Origin of the sequence: Novosphingobium sp. 63-713 (genome assembly GCF_001898925.1) — a bacterium.
Taxonomy (GTDB): Bacteria; Pseudomonadota; Alphaproteobacteria; order Sphingomonadales; family Sphingomonadaceae; genus Novosphingobium.
The window spans coordinates 546,112-565,444 of record NZ_MKVS01000047.1; the positions used below are offsets into that span (position 1 = coordinate 546,112).

Below are 19,333 nucleotides of genomic sequence, written 5' to 3' on the forward strand. Positions count from 1 at the left end.
CGATATTGCCGAGGGCTAGGCCAATTGGCGCTTTGCAAACGTATATGTGCGGCCGCGCCATTGCTGCAACGGGATCTGTCGATATGACAGGCGCACAAAGGCACAAGAGGAGGGGGAATTTACGCCCATGGCATTGGCTCCAGACACCAAAGGCAGCGCGCAAGCGGGCCAGAATATCGACGCACCGGAATTGCGCCTGTTTGTCATGGCGCTGTTCTTCATCTTCGGCGGCATCACCAGCCTGAATGACGTGATCATTCCCAAGCTGAAGGAACTCTTCACGCTGAATTACACCCAGGCGATGCTGGTGCAGTTCTGCTTCTTCACCGCCTATGCGCTGATCGGCCTGCCCGGTGCCGCGCTGGTCAAGCGGATTGGCTATATGCGCGGCGCGGTGGCGGGGCTGCTGGCGATGATGGTGGGCTGCCTGCTCTTCATCCCGGCGTCCAAAAGCGCGACCTATGCGATCTTCCTTGCCGCTCTCTTCGTGCTGGCCAGCGGCGTGGTGGTGGTGCAGGTCGTCACCAATCCGCTGATCTCGCTGCTTGGCCCCGCCAAGACGGCGCACAGCCGCCTGACCTTTGCGCAGGCTTTCAACAGCCTTGGCACGGTGATCTTCCCGCTGGTGGGCGCGCCGATCATCCTTGGCAAGCTCAAGGACGTGAAGGTCGAGGATCTGACCGGTCCGGCGCTTGACGCCTATCGCATGGCCGAGACACAGCATGTGGTGAACACCTACACCGCTCTGGCCGCCGCGCTGGCGCTGGTGGCCGCTGTGGTGTGGTTCAACCGTAACCGCCTCAAGGGCGAGCAGCATGAGCAGACCTCGCTGGCCGCCGGTTTCGCGCTGCTTTCGGAAAAGCGTTTCGGTCTGGGCGCGCTTTGCATCTTCCTCTATGTCGGCGCGGAAGTGTCGATCGGTTCGCTGATCGTCAATTATCTCAAGCAGCCCGGCGTGCTGGGCCTGACGGATGCGGGCGCTGGCGCCTATATTCCCTATTACTGGGCGGGTGCGCTGGTGGGCCGTTTTGCAGGGTCTGCATTGCTGCGCGTGGTTTCGCCGGGCAAGGTGCTGACCTTCAACGCGATTGGCGCGATTGCGCTGATCCTGATTTCCACCAACACGCATGGGTCGGTCGCGGCCTACAGCCTGCTGCTGATCGGCCTGATGAACTCGATCATGTTCCCCACCATCTTCAGCCTTGCCTGCGAAGGGCTTGGCCCCAAGGCAGCGGACGGTTCGGGCATCATCAACATCGCCATTTTCGGCGGCGCGGTGGTGCCTCTGGCCACGGGCGCGATTGCCGACGGCATGGGCAGCCTTGCCCTGTCGCTGGCGCTGCCCGCGATCTGCTATGCGGTGATCGCCTATTTCGGCTGGTTTGCGCGCAAGCCCGCCGAAGCGGTCGATGCGGAAGCCTTCGCCTGATGCTTTGATCCTGCGCCGGCCCCAACCGGCGCAGATTACCGGACACAACAAAAAGGGCGGCGGAACCATCCCGGTTCCGCCGCCCTTTTTGTTTGAAGGCCTATCAGGCTCAGTCGCGGCCGCGCGAGCCCTTGCCCTTGAAGCCGCCGCCAAAGCCGCCCTTGCCGCCGCCCGCAGGCTTGGGACGATAGGGCTTGACGCCATTGGGGTGCTGGGCATGGCCCTCGCTGTGCGGAGGACGGCGCGCGCCGGGCGCATGGCGGCCCTTGCGGTGCTCGCGGGCCTGTTCGCGCGGGCCGGTGACGCTGGGCTCGATATTGACACCGGCCTCATCGTCGCTGCCCGGAATGGCGGTGCGCGCCACGGCATTGCCGAAACGGTCGGCCAGATTGCGCGGGATCTGCACAAAGGTTTCGTTCGCGCCGATGCGGATCGCGCCGATTTCGCCGCGCGTGACATGGCCGCGGCGGCACAGCAGCGGCAGGATCCAGCGCGGATCGGCGTTCTGCTGACGGCCGATGTCGATGCGGAACCAGGCCACATCCTCGAAACCGGCGCGGTGATGGGCCTGACGGATATTGTCCGGGGCCGAAGCGATCAGTTCCTCGGGCTGGGGCAGCGAGGCGCGATGCGCACGCACCAGCGCCAGCGCCAGATCCTGCGCGCTGCGCTGGCCCAGCAGTTCCTCGGCAATGGCCAGATCCTCGGCATCATCCTCGGCATCGACCGGGGCCAGCAGCTTGTCGAGCAGGCGCTGGCGGTCGGCGGTGCGGATGGCTTCGGGGCTGGGCACTTCGGTCCATTCCGCCTCGATCCGCGCGCCGCGCAGCATCATTTCCACCCGGCGGCGGCGCGGGAAGGGAACGATGAGAACAGCGGTGCCCTTCTTGCCCGCGCGACCGGTGCGGCCCGAGCGGTGCTGAAGCGTTTCGGCGTCACGCGGGATTTCCACATGGACCACCAGCGTCAGATTGGGCAGGTCGATGCCGCGCGCGGCAACGTCGGTGGCGACGCAAACGCGGGCACGGCGGTCGCGCAGGGCCTGAAGCGCATTGTTGCGCTCGTTCTGACTGTGCTCGCCCGACAGGGCCACGGCGGCAAAGCCGCGCTCGACCAGCGTGGCGTGCAGGTGGCGCACATTGTCGCGCGTGGCGCAGAACAGGATCGCGGTGTCGGCCTCATGGAAACGCAGCAGATTGACCACGGCATGTTCGATATCGGCCGGGGCCACGGTCATCACCTGATAGGCGATGTCGCCATGGCCGCGGTTTTCACCCACGGTCGAAATGCGCAGCGCGTCGCGCTGATAGCGGCGGGCCAGCGCCACGATCTGACCCGGCATCGTGGCCGAGAACAGCAGCGTGCGGCGGGTTTCGGGCGTGGCTTCAAGGATCTGTTCCAGATCCTCGCGGAAGCCCATGTCGAGCATTTCGTCGGCTTCGTCTAGCACGATGGCCTTCAGGCCCGACAGGTCAAACGCCCCGCGCTCCAGATGGTCGCGCAGACGGCCCGGCGTGCCGACCACGATATGCGCGCCAAAGTTGAGCTGGCGACGTTCCTTGACCGGGTCCATCCCGCCCACGCAGGTCACGATCCGTGCGCCCGCCTGCGAATAGAGCCAGGTCAGCTCGCGGCTGACCTGAAGCGCCAGTTCGCGCGTGGGGGCAATGATGAGCGCGAGCGGATCGCGCGCGGGGGCCAGCGTCTCGCCGCCGTCCAGCAGGTCATTGGCCATCGCCAGGCCAAAGGCCACCGTCTTGCCCGATCCGGTCTGCGCCGAAACGATGAGGTCGCGGCCATCCGCTTCCTCCTTGATGACGCTGGACTGCACCTCGGTCAGCGAGGTGTAGCCCTGCGCCTCAATGGCGCGAAGGATGCAGGGGGCGAGCGTGGCGGGAAGGTTCGATTCGGTCATGCAAACTCTTGTGGCTCTGCCCCGGTGGGGGCAGGAGGAATGGAAACATTCGGTAGCAGGCCGCCAAAGGGGCCAAAAGAGGGCGCGACAACAGCCAGCAGCCCGTCATATGGCGCGCCCATAGCGGGAAAATTGCCGTTTGGCTTGTTCTTTTTTTGGGTTGGGCCGAGTCGGGCGACCCTTGGCGGCACAAAAACTAGTTTTGGCGGGCAAATTCCTCGATTGTCGCCAGATGGGTGGCGATCTCCGCCTCGCTCAGGAAAGAGCCGGTGAAACTGTTGCGCGCCAGTTGGACGATCTGCGCTTTGCCAAGGTTGCGCGCATGGGCCACCGCTCGGTAATTTTCGCCAACATAGCCGCCGAAATAGGCCGGATCATCCGAATTGACCGTGGCGTTCAGCCCCAGATCCAGCATCCGGTCGATCGGATGATCGGCCAGATCGCCCACCACGCATAATTTCAGATTGGAAAGCGGGCAGACGGTCAGCGTCATCCCCGATTGCGCCAGACGCTCGACCAGCGCGGGGTCCTCCAGCGCGCGGTTGCCATGGTCGATTCGGTCGACATGCAGCAGGTCGAGCGCCTCATAGACATAGGCGGGCGGGCCTTCCTCGCCGGCATGGGCCACGCGCTTCAGCCCCGCCTCTCCGGCGGCGGCAAAGACGCGGGCGAATTTCGAGGGCGGATGGCCCAGTTCCGACGAATCGAGGCCAACGCCTGCGATCCGGTCCAGCCATTTTTCCGCAGCTTTCCATGTGGCAAAGGCCGCCTCCTCGTCCAGATGGCGCAGAAAGCTCAGGATCAGTTTGGACGACACTCCCTCGACCGCCACCATGCCCGAGAGCAGCCCCTCGATCACCACATCGAAGGGAATGCCGCGATCGGTATGGGTTTGCGGATCGAAGAAGATCTCGGCGTGGCGCACCCCATCTGCTCGCGCCCGCGCAAAATAGGCGGCGGCCAGATCGTGGAAATCCTGCTCGGTCTGCAGGACCTGCGCCCCGGCATAATAGATGTCGAGAAAGTCCTGAAGGTTCGAGAATTGATAGGCCGCGCGCACGTCCTCGACGCTGGCAAAGGGGATCGCCACCTTGTTGCGCCGCGCCAGTTCAAACATCAGCTCCGGCTCAAGGCTGCCCTCGATATGCAGGTGGAGTTCGGCTTTGGGGATGCCCCCAATAAATTGGTCTAGGTTGAAGGTTTCGAGGTCGCTCATGGCCTGATCCTATCGCGAATGGGCAAGGATGCCAGCAATATAGGTGTGCGCCACGCAGCGGTCATCGCCCAGCACCTGCATGGCAAACAGTTTTTCGGCCAGCCCCGCCCCCTGCGTGCGCATCGCCAGCAAAGGCGTGGCGCCGGGATCGAGCACGATGAAATCCGCCTCCTGCCCAACTTGCAATCCGCCGATCCGGTCCGACAGGCCCAGCGCCCGCGCCCCCCCGGCCGTTGCCAGATAGAGCGCGCGAAACGGATCGAGCACGCTCCCTCGCATCTGGCATACCTTATAGGCCTCGCCCTGCGTTGCCAGCATCGAGAAACTCGTCCCCGCGCCCACATCCGTGCCCATGCCCACCTTCACCCCAAACCGGTCCGCATGGGCCAGATCGAACAGGCCCGAACCCAGAAACAGATTGCTGGTCGGGCAAAAGGCAATTGCCGAGCCTGCCTCGCCCATGCGGCCCATCGCGGCATCATTCATATGGATGCAATGGGCAAACAAGGATCGCGGCCCCACCAGCCCAAACCGGTCATAGGCGTCGATATAATGCGCCGCGCCAAACCGCGCCTCCACCGCCGCGCATTCGCCGATGTTTTCGGCCATATGCGTGTGCATCATCACATCGCCATGCGCGGCCAGCAGATCGCCCGCCACGCGCAATTGCGCATCGCTGGAGGTCAGCGCAAAGCGCGGCGTCACCGCATAGCCCAGCCGCCCGCGCCCCCGCCACCGCGCAATCAGCGCCTCGCTTTCCCCCCGCGCGGCCTCCGGCGTATCGCGCAGACCTTCCGGCCCGAGGTCCATCAGCACCTTGCCCGAAATGATCCGCATGTTGCGCGTCATTGCCGCCTCGAACAGGGCGTCCACGCTGCCCTCATGCACGGTGGCGAAAACGAGCGCGCTGGTGGTGCCGTTGCGTAGCAATTCGTCGAGGAAGAAGGCGGCCACTTGGTCAGCATGGGCGCGGGAGGCAAAGGCCTTTTCCGCCGGGAAAATATGCTGTTCCAGCCAAGACAGCAATTGCTGGCCATGGGCGGCAATGCGGGCGGTTTGCGGATAATGGATATGGGTGTCGATAAAACCGGGCACGATCAGGCCGGACAGGGTTTCAACCGCCACATCGCCAAACCGCTCCGCCAGATCGGCGTAGGCGCCCAGCGCCACCACCAAGCCATCCTCGACCACCAGCAGGCCATCGGGATAATGCTGGACCACATCGGGGGCAGGCGTGGTCAAGATCTCGCCGCGAAACGCATGGATCATGCCGCCTGCTCCATCGCCGCGCGTTGGGGCAGCGAGAGCAACTGCGCCAGCACGGCAATGGCGATCGTGTCCGGCTCCTTGCCGGTGATGCCGGGGATGCCGATGGGGCAGGTCAGGCGCGAGGCATCCACCCCTTCCGCCCGCAGCCGCGCCAGAAACCGTGAACGCTTGGTGGCCGAACCGATCAGCCCGACAAACCGCGCCCGCGAGCGCAAAGCCGCCGCCACCAGCCGATAGTCCAGCCCATGGTCATGCGTCAGGATCAGCACCGCATGATCGCCCCCCGCGCTGGCCGCGCAGGCCACCAATTCCGCCTCGGGCGCGATCACCACGCCGGGCGCGTCATAATCGGCGCGGCTATCATACCATGCCAGCGACAAAGGCAACCCCTCGACCCGCCGGGCAATCGCCCGCCCGACATGCCCTGCGCCAAACAGCATCAGCGGCAGGCGCGGCCCATCCTGCGGCTCGGCAAAGGCAAAGCCGGGGGTGGGCAGGTGTCCGCGCGCCGGGATGGGCGAAACGGGCCGGTTGCCCAAAGGCGCGCGCTCCACCGCTCCGTCGCGCAAGGTGGTCAGCATGGGCACATCAAACCATGCCGCGTCGCTCAAGCGTTCGACCATCACCCGCACCCGCCCGCCGCAGCACTGGCCCAGCAAAGGCCCCAAAGGATAATCCTGCACCCGCCAAGTGCCTGCCGGATGGGCCAGAATGGCGCGGGCCTGCGCCACCAACTGATGCTCCAGCCGCCCGCCGCCGATCGTGCCCGCCATTGCGCCCGCCGTCACCGCCATGCGCGCGCCCGGCCCGCGCGGGGCCGACCCTTCGGTGGCCAGCACGCTGATGAGCGCAACCGGTTCACGCGGCAATGCCCGCCGGGCCAGATCCTGCCAGATCATCGCGCCTTTAACTCCGCAATGGCTTTCAAAATCCGCTCCGGCGTGGCGGGCGCGTCCAGCGCGGGCAGGCCGACACCGGGGGCCGCCGCCATCACCGCCTCGCTCAAAGCGCTGAAAACGCTGATCGCGAGCATGAAGGGCGGCTCGCCTACGGCCTTGGAGCGGTGGATGGTGGGTTCGACATTCTCGCCCCTTTCCCACAGGCGAATGTCCATATGGGCCGGACGGTCGGATGCCGTGGGGATTTTATACGTGCTGGGCGCGTGGCTGAGCAAGCGGCCATCGGGATGGAAAACAAGCTCCTCGGTGGTCAGCCAGCCCATGCCCTGAAGGAACCCGCCCTCGACCTGCCCCAGATCAATCGCCGGGTTGAGCGAGCGCCCCGCATCATGGAGAATATCGGTCCGCAGCACCTTATGCTCGCCCGTCAGCGTGTCGATCACCACCTCGCTGCACGCCGCGCCATAGGCGAAATAATAGAACGGGCGGCCATGATGCGCGGCGCGATCATAGTGAATCTCGGGCGTCGCGTAAAAGCCGCTGGCCCATAGTTGCACCCGCGCCATATAGGCCATGCGGGCCAGCGCGGAAAACGGCATGGTGGTGTCTGCGGCCACCACGCCCTCGGGCGTAAAGCGCACCTCTTCGACCGCCACGTCATTTTGCGCGGCCAGCCATGCGGCCATCCGCCCCCTGATCTCCATCGCCGCATAATAGGCGGCCATGCCGTTCAGGTCCGACCCCGAAGAGGCCGCCGTTGCGCTGGTGTTGGGCACTTTGTCGGTGCGCGTGGCGGTGATGCGGATGCGCGCAAGGGGCAGGGCGAACACATCGGCCACCACCTGCGCGACCTTGGTGTAGAGTCCTTGCCCCATCTCGATCCCGCCATGGTTCAACTGGACCGAACCATCGGCATAGACCAGCACCAAAGCGCCCGCCTGATTGAGATGCTGCGCGGTAAAGCTGATGCCGAATTTGACGGGGGTGAGGGCGATGCCTTTTTTGAGCACGCGGTGCGATGCGTTGAAGGCCGCCACCGCCGCCCGCCGCGCCGCATAATCGCACGATGCCGCCAGCTCATCCATGATCTGCGGCGCGACATTATCGGCCACGCGCATCCCATAGGGCGTAATGTCGCGCCCCGGCGCATAGAGATTGGCGCGGCGCACGGCCAGTGGATCGCGCCCCACGCTGGCGGCCACATCGTCCATGATCCGCTCGATGGCGATCATCCCCTGCGGCCCGCCAAAGCCGCGAAAGGCGGTGTTCGACACGGTGTTGGTGCGCAGGCGATGGCTCAGGATTTCCACCGCGGGCAGCCAATAGGCATTGTCGGCATGAAACATCGCCCGGTCGTTGATCGAGGGCGAGAGGTCCATGCTGATGCCGCAGCGCGAGGCAAGCTCCAGCTTCAGCCCGGTCAGCACGCCTTCATCGTCAAAGCCGACATCATAGCGGATGACAAAATCATGCCTCTTGCCGGTCAGCATCATATCATCGTCGCGGTCATAGCGCAGACGCGCGGGTTGCCCCGTCTTCATCGCCACCAGCGCGCAGGCGGCGGCGGGCGCGGTGGCCTGCGTTTCCTTGCCGCCAAATCCGCCGCCCAGTCGCCGCGCTTCCACCGTCACATCGGCGCTGGGGCGGCCCAGCAGATGGGCGACCAGATGCTGGACCTCGGAAGGGTGCTGAGTCGAGGACCAGACGTGGGTCTGGCCATCCTCCATCGGCATCGCCTGCGCGATCTGGCCTTCGAGGTAGAAATGCTCCTGCCCGCCGATCTCCAGCCTGCCCGACAGGCGGCGGGGGCTGGCGGCCAGAGCGGCATCGGCATCGCCGCGCGCCATGCGCTGGGTCGGTTCGATATGGTCGCCCGCCGCCAAGGCCTCGTCGACGGTCAGATGCGCGGGCAGGTCTTCATAATCCACCTTGGCCAATCGGGCGGCGCGACGGGCAGAATCATGACTTTGCGCCGCGACCACAAACAACGGTTGCCCGGCAAAATGCACCTCGTCGCTGGCCAGCAGCGGTTCGTCATGGCGCAGCGGACCGATGTTGTTGGCGCCGGGAATATCAGCGGCAGTATAGACCCCCACCACGCCCGGCGCGGCGCGCACCGCCGACAGATCGATGCCCAGCACCCGCGCATGGGCCCGCGCCGAAAGGCCAAAGGCCAGATGCAGCAGCCCGGCAGGATGTGGCAGATCGTCAATATAGGCTGCCGCGCCCGTTACGTGCAGGCGGGCGCTGTCATGCGCGTGGGGCGTATGGACCTCAGCCATGGCCCACCTCCAGCACGCTGACCGCCTCGCCGCTTTGCGCCAGCCACAGGCGGCGCAGCAGGTTGCCCGCCACGGCAAGGCGATAGGCCGATGACCCGCGCACATCGCTCAAAGGCTGATAATCGCGGGAGAGAGCCGGGATGGCCGCCTCGATGCTGGCCTCCTCCCATGCCTTGCCGATCAGCGCTTCCTCTGTGGCATGGGCGCGTTTGGGCGTGGCCGCCATGCCGCCAAAGGCGATGCGCGCGCGGGTGATTACGCCATCCTCTATGGTCAGATGAAACGCCCCCAGCACCGCCGAAATATCGCTGTCAAAGCGTTTGGACAGTTTGGTGATGGCGATCACTGCTTCAGGTGCAGGACGCGGGATGAAGACCCCCTCGACAAATTCCCCCTCGCGCCGGTCCTGCTTGCCATAGGCCAGGAAATAATCCTCCAGCGCCATCTCGCGCCGCCTGTCGCCCCGGCGCAGCGTCAATGTCGCGCCAAGGGCGATCAGCGCGGGCGGCATGTCGCCGATGGGCGATCCATTGGCGATATTGCCGCCGATCGTGCCCGCATTGCGCACAGGCGTCCCGGCGATTCGCCGCACCAGCTCGCCCAGATCCGGGTGCAGCCGCGCCAGCACATCCCAGCCTTCCGAATAGCGCGCCGCCGCGCCCAGCGTGACGCCCGCCTCATTCTCTTCGATCCCGCGCAGGTCGGCCACATCGCCGATGAAGATCACCCGCCCCAGATCGCGCAATTGCTTGGTCACCCACAGGCCGACATCGGTGGCCCCCGCCACGATCCGCGCCTCCGGATATTGGGCCAACAACGCGGCCAGTTCGTCGGTCGAGCGCGGCGCGTGCCAGTTCTCGCCCTCGCCGCGCGGCAATCCCGCCAAACCCGCCAGCACATCGCCATCATCGCGCAGGGCAGGGGGGCAGGCCGCCGCGCTGTCGAGTATCGGGCCATAGCCGGTGCAGCGGCACAGATTGCCCGACAGCACATCGGCCACCGGCCGCCCCACCGTCCCCAATCCGCCGCGCGCGCGCCCTTCAAGGCTCATGATGAAACCGGGGGTGCAAAAGCCGCACTGGCTGCCATGGCGCGTCACCATCTCGCCCTGCACCGCGCAGAGACGGTCAGGCGTGCCAAGGCTTTCCACGGTCACCAGCGCCTTGCCGTCCAGCATGGGGGCAAACAGGATGCACGAATTGACCGCGCGCCATTGCACCGCCCCCTCCACAATCTCGCCCAGCAGCACTGTGCAGGCCCCGCAATCGCCCTCGCCGCAGCCTTCCTTGGTGCCCTTGCGGCCCAGCCTTTCGCGGATCAGGTGCAGCGCGGTTTCCTGCGCGCCCGCCTCGATTTCCGTCACTTGCCCGTCGAGCAGAAAGCGGATCATCTCAACTCCCGCGATAGGTGGAATAGGAAAAGGGCGAGACGAGCAGCGGCACATGGTAATGCCCGCCGCGTTCGGCCCCGCTGCTCTGGGCTATGCCGAAATCGATGGAAACTTCGTCCAGAAACGGCGGATCGGGCAGGGCCACGCCCCGGTCCCGGAAATAATCCGCCACGGCAAAGCTGAGCCGATAGCGCCCCGGCGCCAGATCGGCCGGGGCCAGATTGGCCACGCGCCCGTCCTCATTCGTCACCCCCTGCGCCGCCAGCCCATGCGGCCCGGTCAGCGTCACCGCCATGCCTGCCGCAGGCGTGCCGTGCATCGTGTCGAGAACATGGGTCGAAAGGCTGCTCATGGCTGATCCTCCAGCCGCAACTTGGTGATCTTTCCGATTTCGGCCAGCGCGGCGGCGATTTCCGTCTCGGTATCATGGGCTGCGCGGGCCTCCATCGCGGCCAATATACCAGCCTTGTCGGTCAGCCGCACGCAGATGATGAAGGGCATGTCATGGGCCGCGCGATAGGCGGCGTTGAGCGCATGGAACCGGGCAAATTCCTCGGGCGTCAAACGGTCCAGCCCGGCGCTGGCCTGTTCGGCAGCGGATGCGCTGGTCAGCGTGCCGTCAATCGCCGCCTTGCCCGCCAGTTCGGGATGGGCGCGGATCAGGGCCAATTGCTCGGCGCGGCTGGCGCCATAGACCGCCGCCATCAGATCGGCATGGCGGTCGCCCGATGATGGCGCGGCATCGGCGCGTTCCTCCACCCAGGGCGAATGTTCAAACAGGGCGCTCAATGCGAATTCCCTTCAAGGCTGACATGGGCCGAGACGATTTTCCAGCCATTGGCAAATTTCACCCAAGCCTGCGTCTGCCGCCCGCGGCGATCCGATCCTTCGCGGAAAAATTCGGCGTCCGCCGTGGCGAAAGCATCGCCATAGGTGGTGATCGAGACGCGCCCCAACCGGCGTTGTGGCGATCCGCCGCGCCCCTTGCGAAATTCCCGGATGGCCTCGATGCCATAGAGCACTTCGCCCACGCCATAGCGGTTGGTGGTGGGCGCATCGTGAAACAGCGCGTCCATCCCGGGAATGTCATCCGCCATCAGGGCGCGCTCATATTCATGAAACGCCGAAGTCACTTCGGCCAGCACGACCGGATCGTCGATGGTCATGCGCCGCCTCCATAGGGATGCGTGGCGATCCAGTGGCGGGCGATCTCGCGCCTTGTGGTGATCCATGCCGCGCCGCTCTCCATCACATGATCGAGGAAACGCGCGACCGCCCGCGCGCGGCCCGGCCGCCCCGCGATCCGCCCATGCAGGCCGATGCTCATCATCCGCCCGCCTTCCTCCGCCAATTGGTCGAACGTGTCGCGCAAATATCGGAAGAATTGCTCGCCCTCGGTAAAGCCGTTGAGCGCGACCATCTTCATGTCATTGGCGTCGAGGCTGTAGGGTACGATGAGCTGCGCTTTTCCGTGCCGATCATCCCAATAGGGCAGATCGTCAGCATAGGAATCGGCATCGTAAAGAAACCCGCCCTCCTGCGCCACGAGGCGCGCGGTGTTGGGGCTGGTGCGCCCCTGATACCAGCCCAGCGGGCGCTCTCCGGTCAGCGCTGTGTGGATGGCGATGGCTTTGGCGATATGGTCGGCCTCGACCTCGGGCGCGATATATTGATAGTCGATCCAGCGATAGCCATGCGTCGCCACCTCCCAATTGGCCTTCAGCATGGCCTCGACCGCATTGGGGTTCTGCTCCATCGCGGCGGCCACGCCGAACACGGTGACAGGCGCGGCGCGGTCGGTAAACAGGCGATAGAGGCGCCAGAAACCGGCACGGCTGCCATATTCATAGAGGCTTTCCATGGCCATGGCGCGGGCCGGATGGCGCGCGGCGCCCACCATGTCGGACAGAAAGCCTTCGGAGAGTTCATCGCCGTAAAGCGGGCTGTTCTCCGCACCTTCCTCATAATTGATGACGAAATTGACCGCCACCCGCGCGCCGCTCGGCCATTGGGCCGCCGGAGGCGTTGCGCCATAGCCGATGAGGTCGCGGCTCATTGGGCATCTTCCCACGCGGCCAGCGCGGCAGGCACGGCAGCGCCCAGCGGCACGCGACACCCCTGCGCGCTCAGGCAAGCCTCCAGCGCGGCCAGCGTTATCAGCACCTTATGCTTCATCGCATTATAGCCCATCGCCCCGATCCGCCAGATCCGCCCGGCCAGCGGGCCAAAGGCGGTGCCGATCTCGATCTCGAAATGCTCGCGCATCGCGCGGCGGATCGTCTCGCCATCAATGCCTTCGGGGATGTAAACGCCCGTGACATTGGTCATCCGGTGGGCATCGTCGCCAAACAGCGTCAGGCCCATCGCGCGCAGCCCTGCGCTCATCGCCGCGCCCGCCGCGCGGTGGCGGCGATACCGCGCCTCCAGCCCTTCGCCCAGCGCCACGCGCGCGCATTCCCGCGCGCCATAAAGCATGGAGGTCGCCTCGGTGTGGTGGTTCAGCCGCTTCTCGCTCCAGTAATCCATCACCATGGCCAGATCGAAATAGTTCGAGCCGATGCGCGGCCCATGGCCATCGACGGCGTCCGCCGCCCGGATGCCCTTTTCATCATGGCGGCGGGCAAAGATCTTCTCGGCCGCCGCATCCGAAATGGTGATCGGCGCGCTGCCCGACGGCCCGCCCAGACATTTTTGCAGCCCCCCTGTGATGACATCGACGCCCCAGCGGTCGGCGGCGATTTCCATGCCGCCGATCGTCGCGGTGGCATCGATATAGGTGAGCGCACCGACCTCTTTGGCAATATCGCCAAGCCCATCGAGGGGCTGGGCCATCGTGGTGGACGTATCGCCATGCACGCTGCAGATCAGCGCGGGCCGGACGCACAGGGCGGCCTCGCGGATCGCCTCCATCGGCACGACCTCGCCCCATGGCGCATCGACGGTTTCAAACCTTGCGCCGATCCGCGTCAGGATCTCCTGCAAGAGCAGTCCGAAGCGCCCGAAATTGACCACCAGCGCGGTTTCTCCCGGCTGGATCAGGCTGACCAGCGCCGCCTCGATTCCCGCGCGCGCGGTGCCGTCCACCAGCATCGTCCAGCGATTGCCTGTGCCAAAGATCGGGCGATAGAGCGCCATCACCTGATTCATATAGGCGGTCATTTCCGGGTCGAACTGGCCCAAGAGATCCGCGCTCATCGCGCGCAGCACGCGCGGATGGGCATTGACCGGCCCCGGCCCCATCAGCAACCGCTGAGGCGGGTCGATCTCGCCAAAGAGCAGCGGATCAAGCATAGGTTGCTCCCATTTTCTCGATAAAGCCCAGCATCACGGCCAATGCCGCCTCGGCGTCGGCGGGTTCGACATGTTCGGCCGGATTGTGGCTAATGCCGTCGCGACAACGGATGAACAGCATCGCGGTGGGGCACAATTGCGCCATCACCATCGCATCATGCCCCGCCCCCGACACGAGCCGCCGGGCAGGATGACCGTTTTCCACCAAGGCGCTCTCCAGCAGGTCCATCAGCCGCCCGTCGCATGGGCTGGCGGGCAGATCGTGGACCCGCTCAAATTCAAAATCCAGACCGCGCGCATCGGCAATATCGACCATCGCGCCTAGGATCCTTTCCGCCGCCCGGTTGCGCCGGTCCGCATCGCCGGCGCGCACATCGAGCGTAAAACGCACTTCGCCCGCAATGACATTGGCCGCGCCCGGCAAAGCCTCGATCCGGCCCACCGTGGCCACCAGATCGCTTTCATCGGCCTGCGCGATGGCCTCCACCGCCAGCACCATTTCCGCCGCCCCGGCCAAAGCATCGCGGCGCAGCGGCATCGAACTGGTCCCCGCGTGGCCTGCCAGCCCGCGCACCACCATGCCATAGCGCAATTGCGCGGCAATCCCCGTCACCACGCCCAGCGCCAGCCCCTCGGCCTCCAGCACCGGGCCTTGCTCGATATGCGCCTCCAGATAGGCCAGCGCGCCGGGATGTCGCGCATTCGCCAGTCCATCGGGCGAAAGGCCATATTCGGCCAAAGCCTGCGCCAGCGTAACGCCTCCGGCATCGGCCATGTCTGGCACGTCCTCCAAGACCCCCGCCACCGCCTTGCTTGTCAGCATGGCGGCGGGAAAGCGGCTGCCCTCCTCGTCGCCAAAGGCGATGATTTCGATAGGAAAGGGCATATGCCGCCCGGAGGTTGAGAGCGCCGCCACGCATTCCACCCCCAGCATGATGCCCAAAGGTCCATCGTAAAACCCGCCATCGCGCACGCTGTCCAAATGGCTGGCAATGATGAGCGGGGGCAGGTCCTGCGTGCCGGGATAGCGCCCGATCAGATTGGCCGCCGCATCGGTACGCGGGGTCATCCCTGCCTCGACCATCCATGCCGAGAGCTGTTCACGCGCGGCGCGATAGGCGGGGCTCAGCCATGCGCGGTAAAGCCCGCCCTCCATGTCGGAAAAGGGAGCGCGGCCCAAAGCCTCGCAGCGGGCAACTGCTCTTGCCCCGCCTACCATGCTGATGCCTCGCCATCGCTGCGCGGGTCGGTGGCGCCTTCCAATTCGCCATCGGGGCGGCGGACGATGGCGCCTGCATGGCCCATCATCGCCGTGATCGGGCCGACGCGCTCGACATCATGGCCCGCCGCGATCAGCGCATCATAGACCTCAGGCGCGAAGCCGTCCTCGATCTTGAGCGTGGTGGACTGATCCCCCCATGTCCGGCCCAGCAACCAACGAGGCGCGGAGATCGCCTCCTGAAGATCGGCGCCATAGCGGGCATAGCGGGAAAAGATCGCGGCCTGAGTCTGGGGCTGGCCCTCGCCGCCCATCGTGCCATAGGCCATCACGCGGCCATCATCGAACAGGGCCAGCGCGGGATTGAGCGTGTGGAACGGCTTGCGAAAGGGTTTGAGCGCATTCCACCCGTCCGGTGCCAGACGAAACGATGCGCCCCGGTTCTGCCATGTGATCCCGGTGCGCGGCAGGACAAGGCCGGAACCAAATTCGAAATAGGTGCTCTGGATGCAGGAGACGACCTGCCCCCTTCCATCGGCGGCGGCGAACCAGCAGGTGTCGCCCCACTGGCTGGGCTGGGGCCAAGGCAGGGCGCGGGCCGGATCAATCCGCGCGGCCATCGCGTCCAGCGCGGCGGGATCATCCAGCAGGGTCTGCGGATCGCCCTTCATATAGGCCGGATCGCCGCAATGCCGGTCGCGCCAGAGGAAGGCCTGTTTGGTGGCCTCCACCAGCCCGTGGATATGGCCGAACCCATCCATCGCGCCCGCCTGCAGCCGGTCAAACAGGGCGAGGATCAAAAGCGAGGCCGTCCCCTGCGTCGGCGGGGCGGCGTTATACAGGGTGCCATGGCCGGTCCGCACATGGGGCGGGGCGGGGCGCGTGGCGCGATGCGCGGCCATGTCGGAGGCCGAAACCGGGCTGCCCAGCGCGGCCAGATCCTCGGCCATGTCGGCGGCCAGAGGACCGCGATAGAAACTCTCCAGCCCCTCGTCACACAGGCGCCGCAATGTCGCGGCCAGCAAGGGCTGGCGCAGAATATCCCCCTCGCGCAGGGGGTGGCCATCGGGTTCAAACACCGACGCATAGGCGCCCGGTTGAATGCGCAGTTCCGGACCCTTGGCGGCGGCAATTTCCGCCCCGCCGCGCGTGACCGCGACGCCCGCCTCGGCATGGGCGATGGCATCGCGCAGCAGGCGTTCCAAAGGCATCGTCCCGCCATCGCCTTTCAACGCCGCCTGCCACCCGCTGATCGTGCCCGCCACGGTGTTGGCCGCCAGAGGCCCGCGCCATGGCACCGCGTCCAGCCCCGCATAGAGCGCCAGATCCGCCTTTTCCGCCGCCCCGCCGCAGCCGTGGATGCCATGAACGCGCCCATCGGCCTCGCGGATCACCCAGAAGCCATCGCCGCCGATGCCGGTCATATGCGGATAGACCACCGCCAGCGCGGCCGCCACCGCCACGCAGGCCTCGACCGCTGTCCCGCCATCCTGCAAGACCGAGAGGCCCGCGCGCGATGCCAGATAATGGGGCGCGGTGACGATGCCCCCTTCGCCGCGTGCCGTCTCCTTGGCCGTCTGCATCACGCCGCCCCCGACAGCCAGACAAAGCGCGCGATGAACAGCCCCGCCAGCACCAGCAGCAGCCAGTCTTTCCGCGTGATCTTGCCCCGCACCAGCTTGATGAGCGCATGGGCGGCAATGCCGAAGGCCAGACCATTGGCGATGGAAAAGGTGAGGGGAATGCCTGCCAGCGTCAGGAAAGCGGGGATGGCATCTTCCGGATCGGTCCATTCCACATCGGCCAGCGGCGCCATCATCAGCGCGCCGACAAGGATCAGCGCGGGCGCCGTCGCCGCGCCGGGCACCAGTTGCGCATAGGGGGCAACAAACATCGCGGCCAGAAACAGCACGCCCGTGACAATCGCCGTCAACCCGGTGCGCCCGCCGACCTCAACCCCGCTGGCGCTTTCGACATAGGAGGTGACGGTTGACGTACCCGCCACCGCGCCCACCATCGTGGCCAGCGAATCGGCCACCAGCATCCGGTTGAGGCCGGGAATATTGCCTGCCGGTTCAATTAACCCTGCGCGGCGCGTGACCGCCATCAGCGTGCCCAGATTGTCGAACAGATCGACGAAGAGGAACACGAACAGGATCTCGAAAATCCCCAGCCCCGCCTTGCCGCCAAAGCCGAATACGCCGCCAAGGTCGAGCTTGCCCACCGTTTCGGTCATCGCCGCGATGGAATAGGGTTTAACATCGAAACTGACCGCGCCCGCGATCCATGCCAGAACCGTGGTGGCCGCAATCGCGATCAGGATGGCCGCGTTCACCCGCCACACATGCAGCGCCACCACCAGCACAAGGCCGACAATCGCCAGGATCGGCCCCGTCTCATGCAGATTGCCCAGCGCCAGACCCGTGGCCGGACTGTTGACCACAAGACCGCCGTTTTTAAGGCCGATCAGCCCGATGAACAGGCCGATGCCCGCCGCCACCGCCGCGAACAGATGGGCCGGGATCGCCGCCACGATCATCTGGCGTATCCCCGCCAGCGTCAGGATCAGGAAAATCGCGCCTGAGACAAACACGCAGCCCAGCGCCACCGGCCATGGCACATGCATCGACTGGACCACGGTAAAGCTGAAATAGGCGTTGAGCCCCATGCCCGGCGCAAGGGCCAGCGGCGTGTTGGCGATCGTGCCCATCAGGATGCTGGCAAAAGCGGCGGCAAAGCAGGTGGCCGCCGCCACGCCCGCCACCGGCATCCCGGCCAGCCCGAGGATCGAGGGATTGACCAGAATGATATAGGCCATGGTCAGGAAAGTCGTCGCCCCGGCCAGCACCTCGGTGCGGATCGAGGTGCCCCTTTCGGATAGCGCGAAATGGCGGTCGAGCGTGGATGCGAGGCTCATGGCGTGGGTCCTGTGGTGCCGGTGATCCCGGCGCGGTGAAGGTGGTGGGCGGCGTCGATCAGACGCGCTTCGGCCCATGCGGGCGCGATCATCTGGACGCCGATGGGCAAGGGCGTGTCGGCCCCCCCAGAAACAAGCAGCGCCGGGACCGAGATTGCGGGCAGGCCGATAAAGCTGATCGGCTGGCAGAACATGCCAAGGTTGGCGCGGACGGGGACCTGTTGGCCCTCAATCTCGATGGTCGGTTCGCCGATGCGCGGGGCGCTGCATGGCGTGGCGGGGGAGAGCAGCAGGTCGAAATCGGCAAACAGCGCGCGGGCCTGATCGGCCACAATCCGCCGCACCCGCCGCGCGGCCAGCAGCAGATCGGCAGGCATCAGCAATCCGGCCAGCATCCGGTCGCGCACGGCGGGATCGAAATCCATCGGGCGCGTCATCAGATCGGCGCGGTGCAGGCTGCCCCCCTCCATCGCGGTCATGCAAAAGGCGGCCGAGCGGGCATGACTGGCCCCATCAAGCAGGGCGGGGGTGATGGAACAACCCAGACCCGCCAGCCCATCGGCCACATGGGCCAGCGCGGCATGGGCCTCGGGGGCGCCGCCGGCTGCGAAAAATCCGCCCAGCACGCCGACGCGCAGGGGGGGCATGTCGGATGTCAGCGCCACGGGTTCGACCGGGCGTTGGCCTTGCGCGGGGTCGCGCGGGTCGGGGCCTTGCACTGCGTCATAGGCCGCGGCCAGCATGGCCGGGGTCCGGGCGAACAATCCGGCATGGTCGAGGCTGTGCACAAAGGGCCAGACCCCCGCGCGCGACAGGCGGCCAAAGGTGGGCTTCAGTCCGTAAACCCCGCAGAGCGAGGCAGGCACCCGGATCGACCCGTTGGTGTCCGACCCCAGCGCAATATCGACCAGCCCCGCCGCCACCGCCACCGCCGATCCGCCCGACGAACCGCCCGCGATGCGCGCGGGATCATGCGGGTTGCGCGTGGTGCCGTAATGGCTGTTTTCCGTGGCGAAACCATAGGCATATTCGTCCATGTTGGTCATGCCGACCAACCGGCACCCCGCTGCCTTCAGCCGCGCCACCAGCGTGGCGTCCTGCGCGGCCACTTTGCTGTCATCGGCGTTGATCTTCGAACCCGCCAGCGTGACATGGCCCGCCACATCGAACAGATCCTTGGCGGCAAAGCTGGTGCCCGCCAGAGGCCCGTCCGGCACGGGGTCGCCTTCGGGCAGGAGCGTGGTGAAGGCATTGAAAGGATCGATCACGGCGCGATCAGCTCGGCAGGATCCTCCATCGGATCGTCGATTTCGCGCAAATGGGCGCCGTGGCGGGCCAGCAGCGCCAGATTGGCCATGATCCCGGCGCGGCATTCCTGTGGCGGGGCCAATCCCGCCACGCGCAGCAGGACATCGAGTGTCGCGCCGTCGATGTCCCCGCTCATCTGGCCTCCTTAGTGTTGCCCCTGTCCTCTTTGCCCCGGCCATCCTGTGCGAGAAAGCGCAA

At 66.1% G+C, this 19,333-nt stretch carries 17 protein-coding genes; 1 reads left to right on the forward strand and 16 read right to left on the reverse strand.

Translation table 11 applies throughout. The features are described from left to right. Positions 1-127: 127 nt before the first annotated feature. Entirely contained in the window at positions 128-1,429 is a 1,302-nt protein-coding gene (locus tag BGP00_RS20945; protein ID WP_292688719.1) for a sugar MFS transporter, read from the forward strand. Positions 1,430-1,538: 109 nt separating this feature from the next. On the opposite strand, the gene BGP00_RS20950 is transcribed toward BGP00_RS20945, so the two are convergent. The 16 genes from BGP00_RS20950 to BGP00_RS21025 form a co-directional block, all read right to left on the reverse strand. Continuing rightward, positions 1,539-3,344 (reverse strand): DEAD/DEAH box helicase, encoded by a 1,806-nt coding sequence (locus BGP00_RS20950; protein ID WP_292688720.1) that lies wholly within the window; start codon positions 3,342-3,344, stop codon positions 1,539-1,541. 196 nt (positions 3,345-3,540) lie between these two features. Further along, positions 3,541-4,560 (reverse strand): adenosine deaminase, encoded by a 1,020-nt coding sequence (locus tag BGP00_RS20955; protein WP_292688722.1) that lies wholly within the window; start codon positions 4,558-4,560, stop codon positions 3,541-3,543. Between the two features lie 9 nt (positions 4,561-4,569). Beyond that, the gene (guaD, locus tag BGP00_RS20960; RefSeq protein ID WP_292688724.1) at positions 4,570-5,829 is read right to left on the reverse strand and encodes a guanine deaminase; all 1,260 of its coding nucleotides are present in this window, start codon (positions 5,827-5,829) and stop codon (positions 4,570-4,572) included. Further along, positions 5,826-6,728: a xanthine dehydrogenase accessory protein XdhC gene (gene xdhC, locus BGP00_RS20965; protein WP_292688726.1), complete on the reverse strand. Its 903-nt coding sequence runs from the start codon at positions 6,726-6,728 to the stop codon at positions 5,826-5,828. The genes guaD and xdhC overlap by 4 nt, the downstream gene beginning before the upstream one ends. Further along, complete coding sequence (gene xdhB, locus BGP00_RS20970; protein WP_292688728.1) at positions 6,725-9,010, reverse strand: xanthine dehydrogenase molybdopterin binding subunit; 2,286 nt, start codon at positions 9,008-9,010, stop codon at positions 6,725-6,727. The genes xdhC and xdhB overlap by 4 nt, the downstream gene beginning before the upstream one ends. Continuing rightward, on the reverse strand, positions 9,003-10,400 hold the full coding sequence (gene xdhA, locus BGP00_RS20975) for a xanthine dehydrogenase small subunit (protein ID WP_292688730.1): 1,398 nt from the start codon (positions 10,398-10,400) through the stop codon (positions 9,003-9,005). The genes xdhB and xdhA overlap by 8 nt, the downstream gene beginning before the upstream one ends. Position 10,401: 1 nt before the next feature. Next, positions 10,402-10,752 (reverse strand): hydroxyisourate hydrolase, encoded by a 351-nt coding sequence (gene uraH, locus BGP00_RS20980; RefSeq protein ID WP_292688732.1) that lies wholly within the window; start codon positions 10,750-10,752, stop codon positions 10,402-10,404. Beyond that, the gene (uraD, locus tag BGP00_RS20985) at positions 10,749-11,189 is read right to left on the reverse strand and encodes a 2-oxo-4-hydroxy-4-carboxy-5-ureidoimidazoline decarboxylase (protein WP_292688734.1); all 441 of its coding nucleotides are present in this window, start codon (positions 11,187-11,189) and stop codon (positions 10,749-10,751) included. The genes uraH and uraD overlap by 4 nt, the downstream gene beginning before the upstream one ends. After that, on the reverse strand, positions 11,186-11,566 hold the full coding sequence (hpxZ, locus tag BGP00_RS20990) for an oxalurate catabolism protein HpxZ (protein ID WP_292688736.1): 381 nt from the start codon (positions 11,564-11,566) through the stop codon (positions 11,186-11,188). Before hpxZ ends, uraD begins: the two co-directional genes overlap by 4 nt. Continuing rightward, entirely contained in the window at positions 11,563-12,456 is an 894-nt protein-coding gene (gene puuE, locus BGP00_RS20995) for an allantoinase PuuE (RefSeq protein ID WP_292688738.1), read from the reverse strand. The genes hpxZ and puuE overlap by 4 nt, the downstream gene beginning before the upstream one ends. Further along, on the reverse strand, positions 12,453-13,691 hold the full coding sequence (locus tag BGP00_RS21000) for an alanine--glyoxylate aminotransferase family protein (protein WP_292688740.1): 1,239 nt from the start codon (positions 13,689-13,691) through the stop codon (positions 12,453-12,455). The genes puuE and BGP00_RS21000 overlap by 4 nt, the downstream gene beginning before the upstream one ends. Next, positions 13,684-14,910 carry an allantoate amidohydrolase gene (locus tag BGP00_RS21005; RefSeq protein WP_292688742.1) on the reverse strand — a complete coding sequence of 409 codons (1,227 nt, stop codon included), beginning with the start codon at positions 14,908-14,910 and terminating at the stop codon, positions 13,684-13,686. The genes BGP00_RS21000 and BGP00_RS21005 overlap by 8 nt, the downstream gene beginning before the upstream one ends. Beyond that, positions 14,904-16,493, reverse strand: a complete 1,590-nt coding sequence (locus BGP00_RS21010; RefSeq protein ID WP_292688744.1) for a gamma-glutamyltransferase — start codon at positions 16,491-16,493, stop codon at positions 14,904-14,906. Before BGP00_RS21010 ends, BGP00_RS21005 begins: the two co-directional genes overlap by 7 nt. Continuing rightward, entirely contained in the window at positions 16,493-17,827 is a 1,335-nt protein-coding gene (locus BGP00_RS21015) for an NCS2 family permease (protein ID WP_292688747.1), read from the reverse strand. The genes BGP00_RS21010 and BGP00_RS21015 overlap by 1 nt, the downstream gene beginning before the upstream one ends. Further along, positions 17,824-19,095, reverse strand: a complete 1,272-nt coding sequence (locus BGP00_RS21020) for an AtzE family amidohydrolase (RefSeq protein WP_292688749.1) — start codon at positions 19,093-19,095, stop codon at positions 17,824-17,826. Before BGP00_RS21020 ends, BGP00_RS21015 begins: the two co-directional genes overlap by 4 nt. Continuing rightward, entirely contained in the window at positions 19,092-19,271 is a 180-nt protein-coding gene (locus tag BGP00_RS21025) for a hypothetical protein (protein ID WP_292688751.1), read from the reverse strand. Before BGP00_RS21025 ends, BGP00_RS21020 begins: the two co-directional genes overlap by 4 nt. Positions 19,272-19,333: the final 62 nt, after the last annotated feature.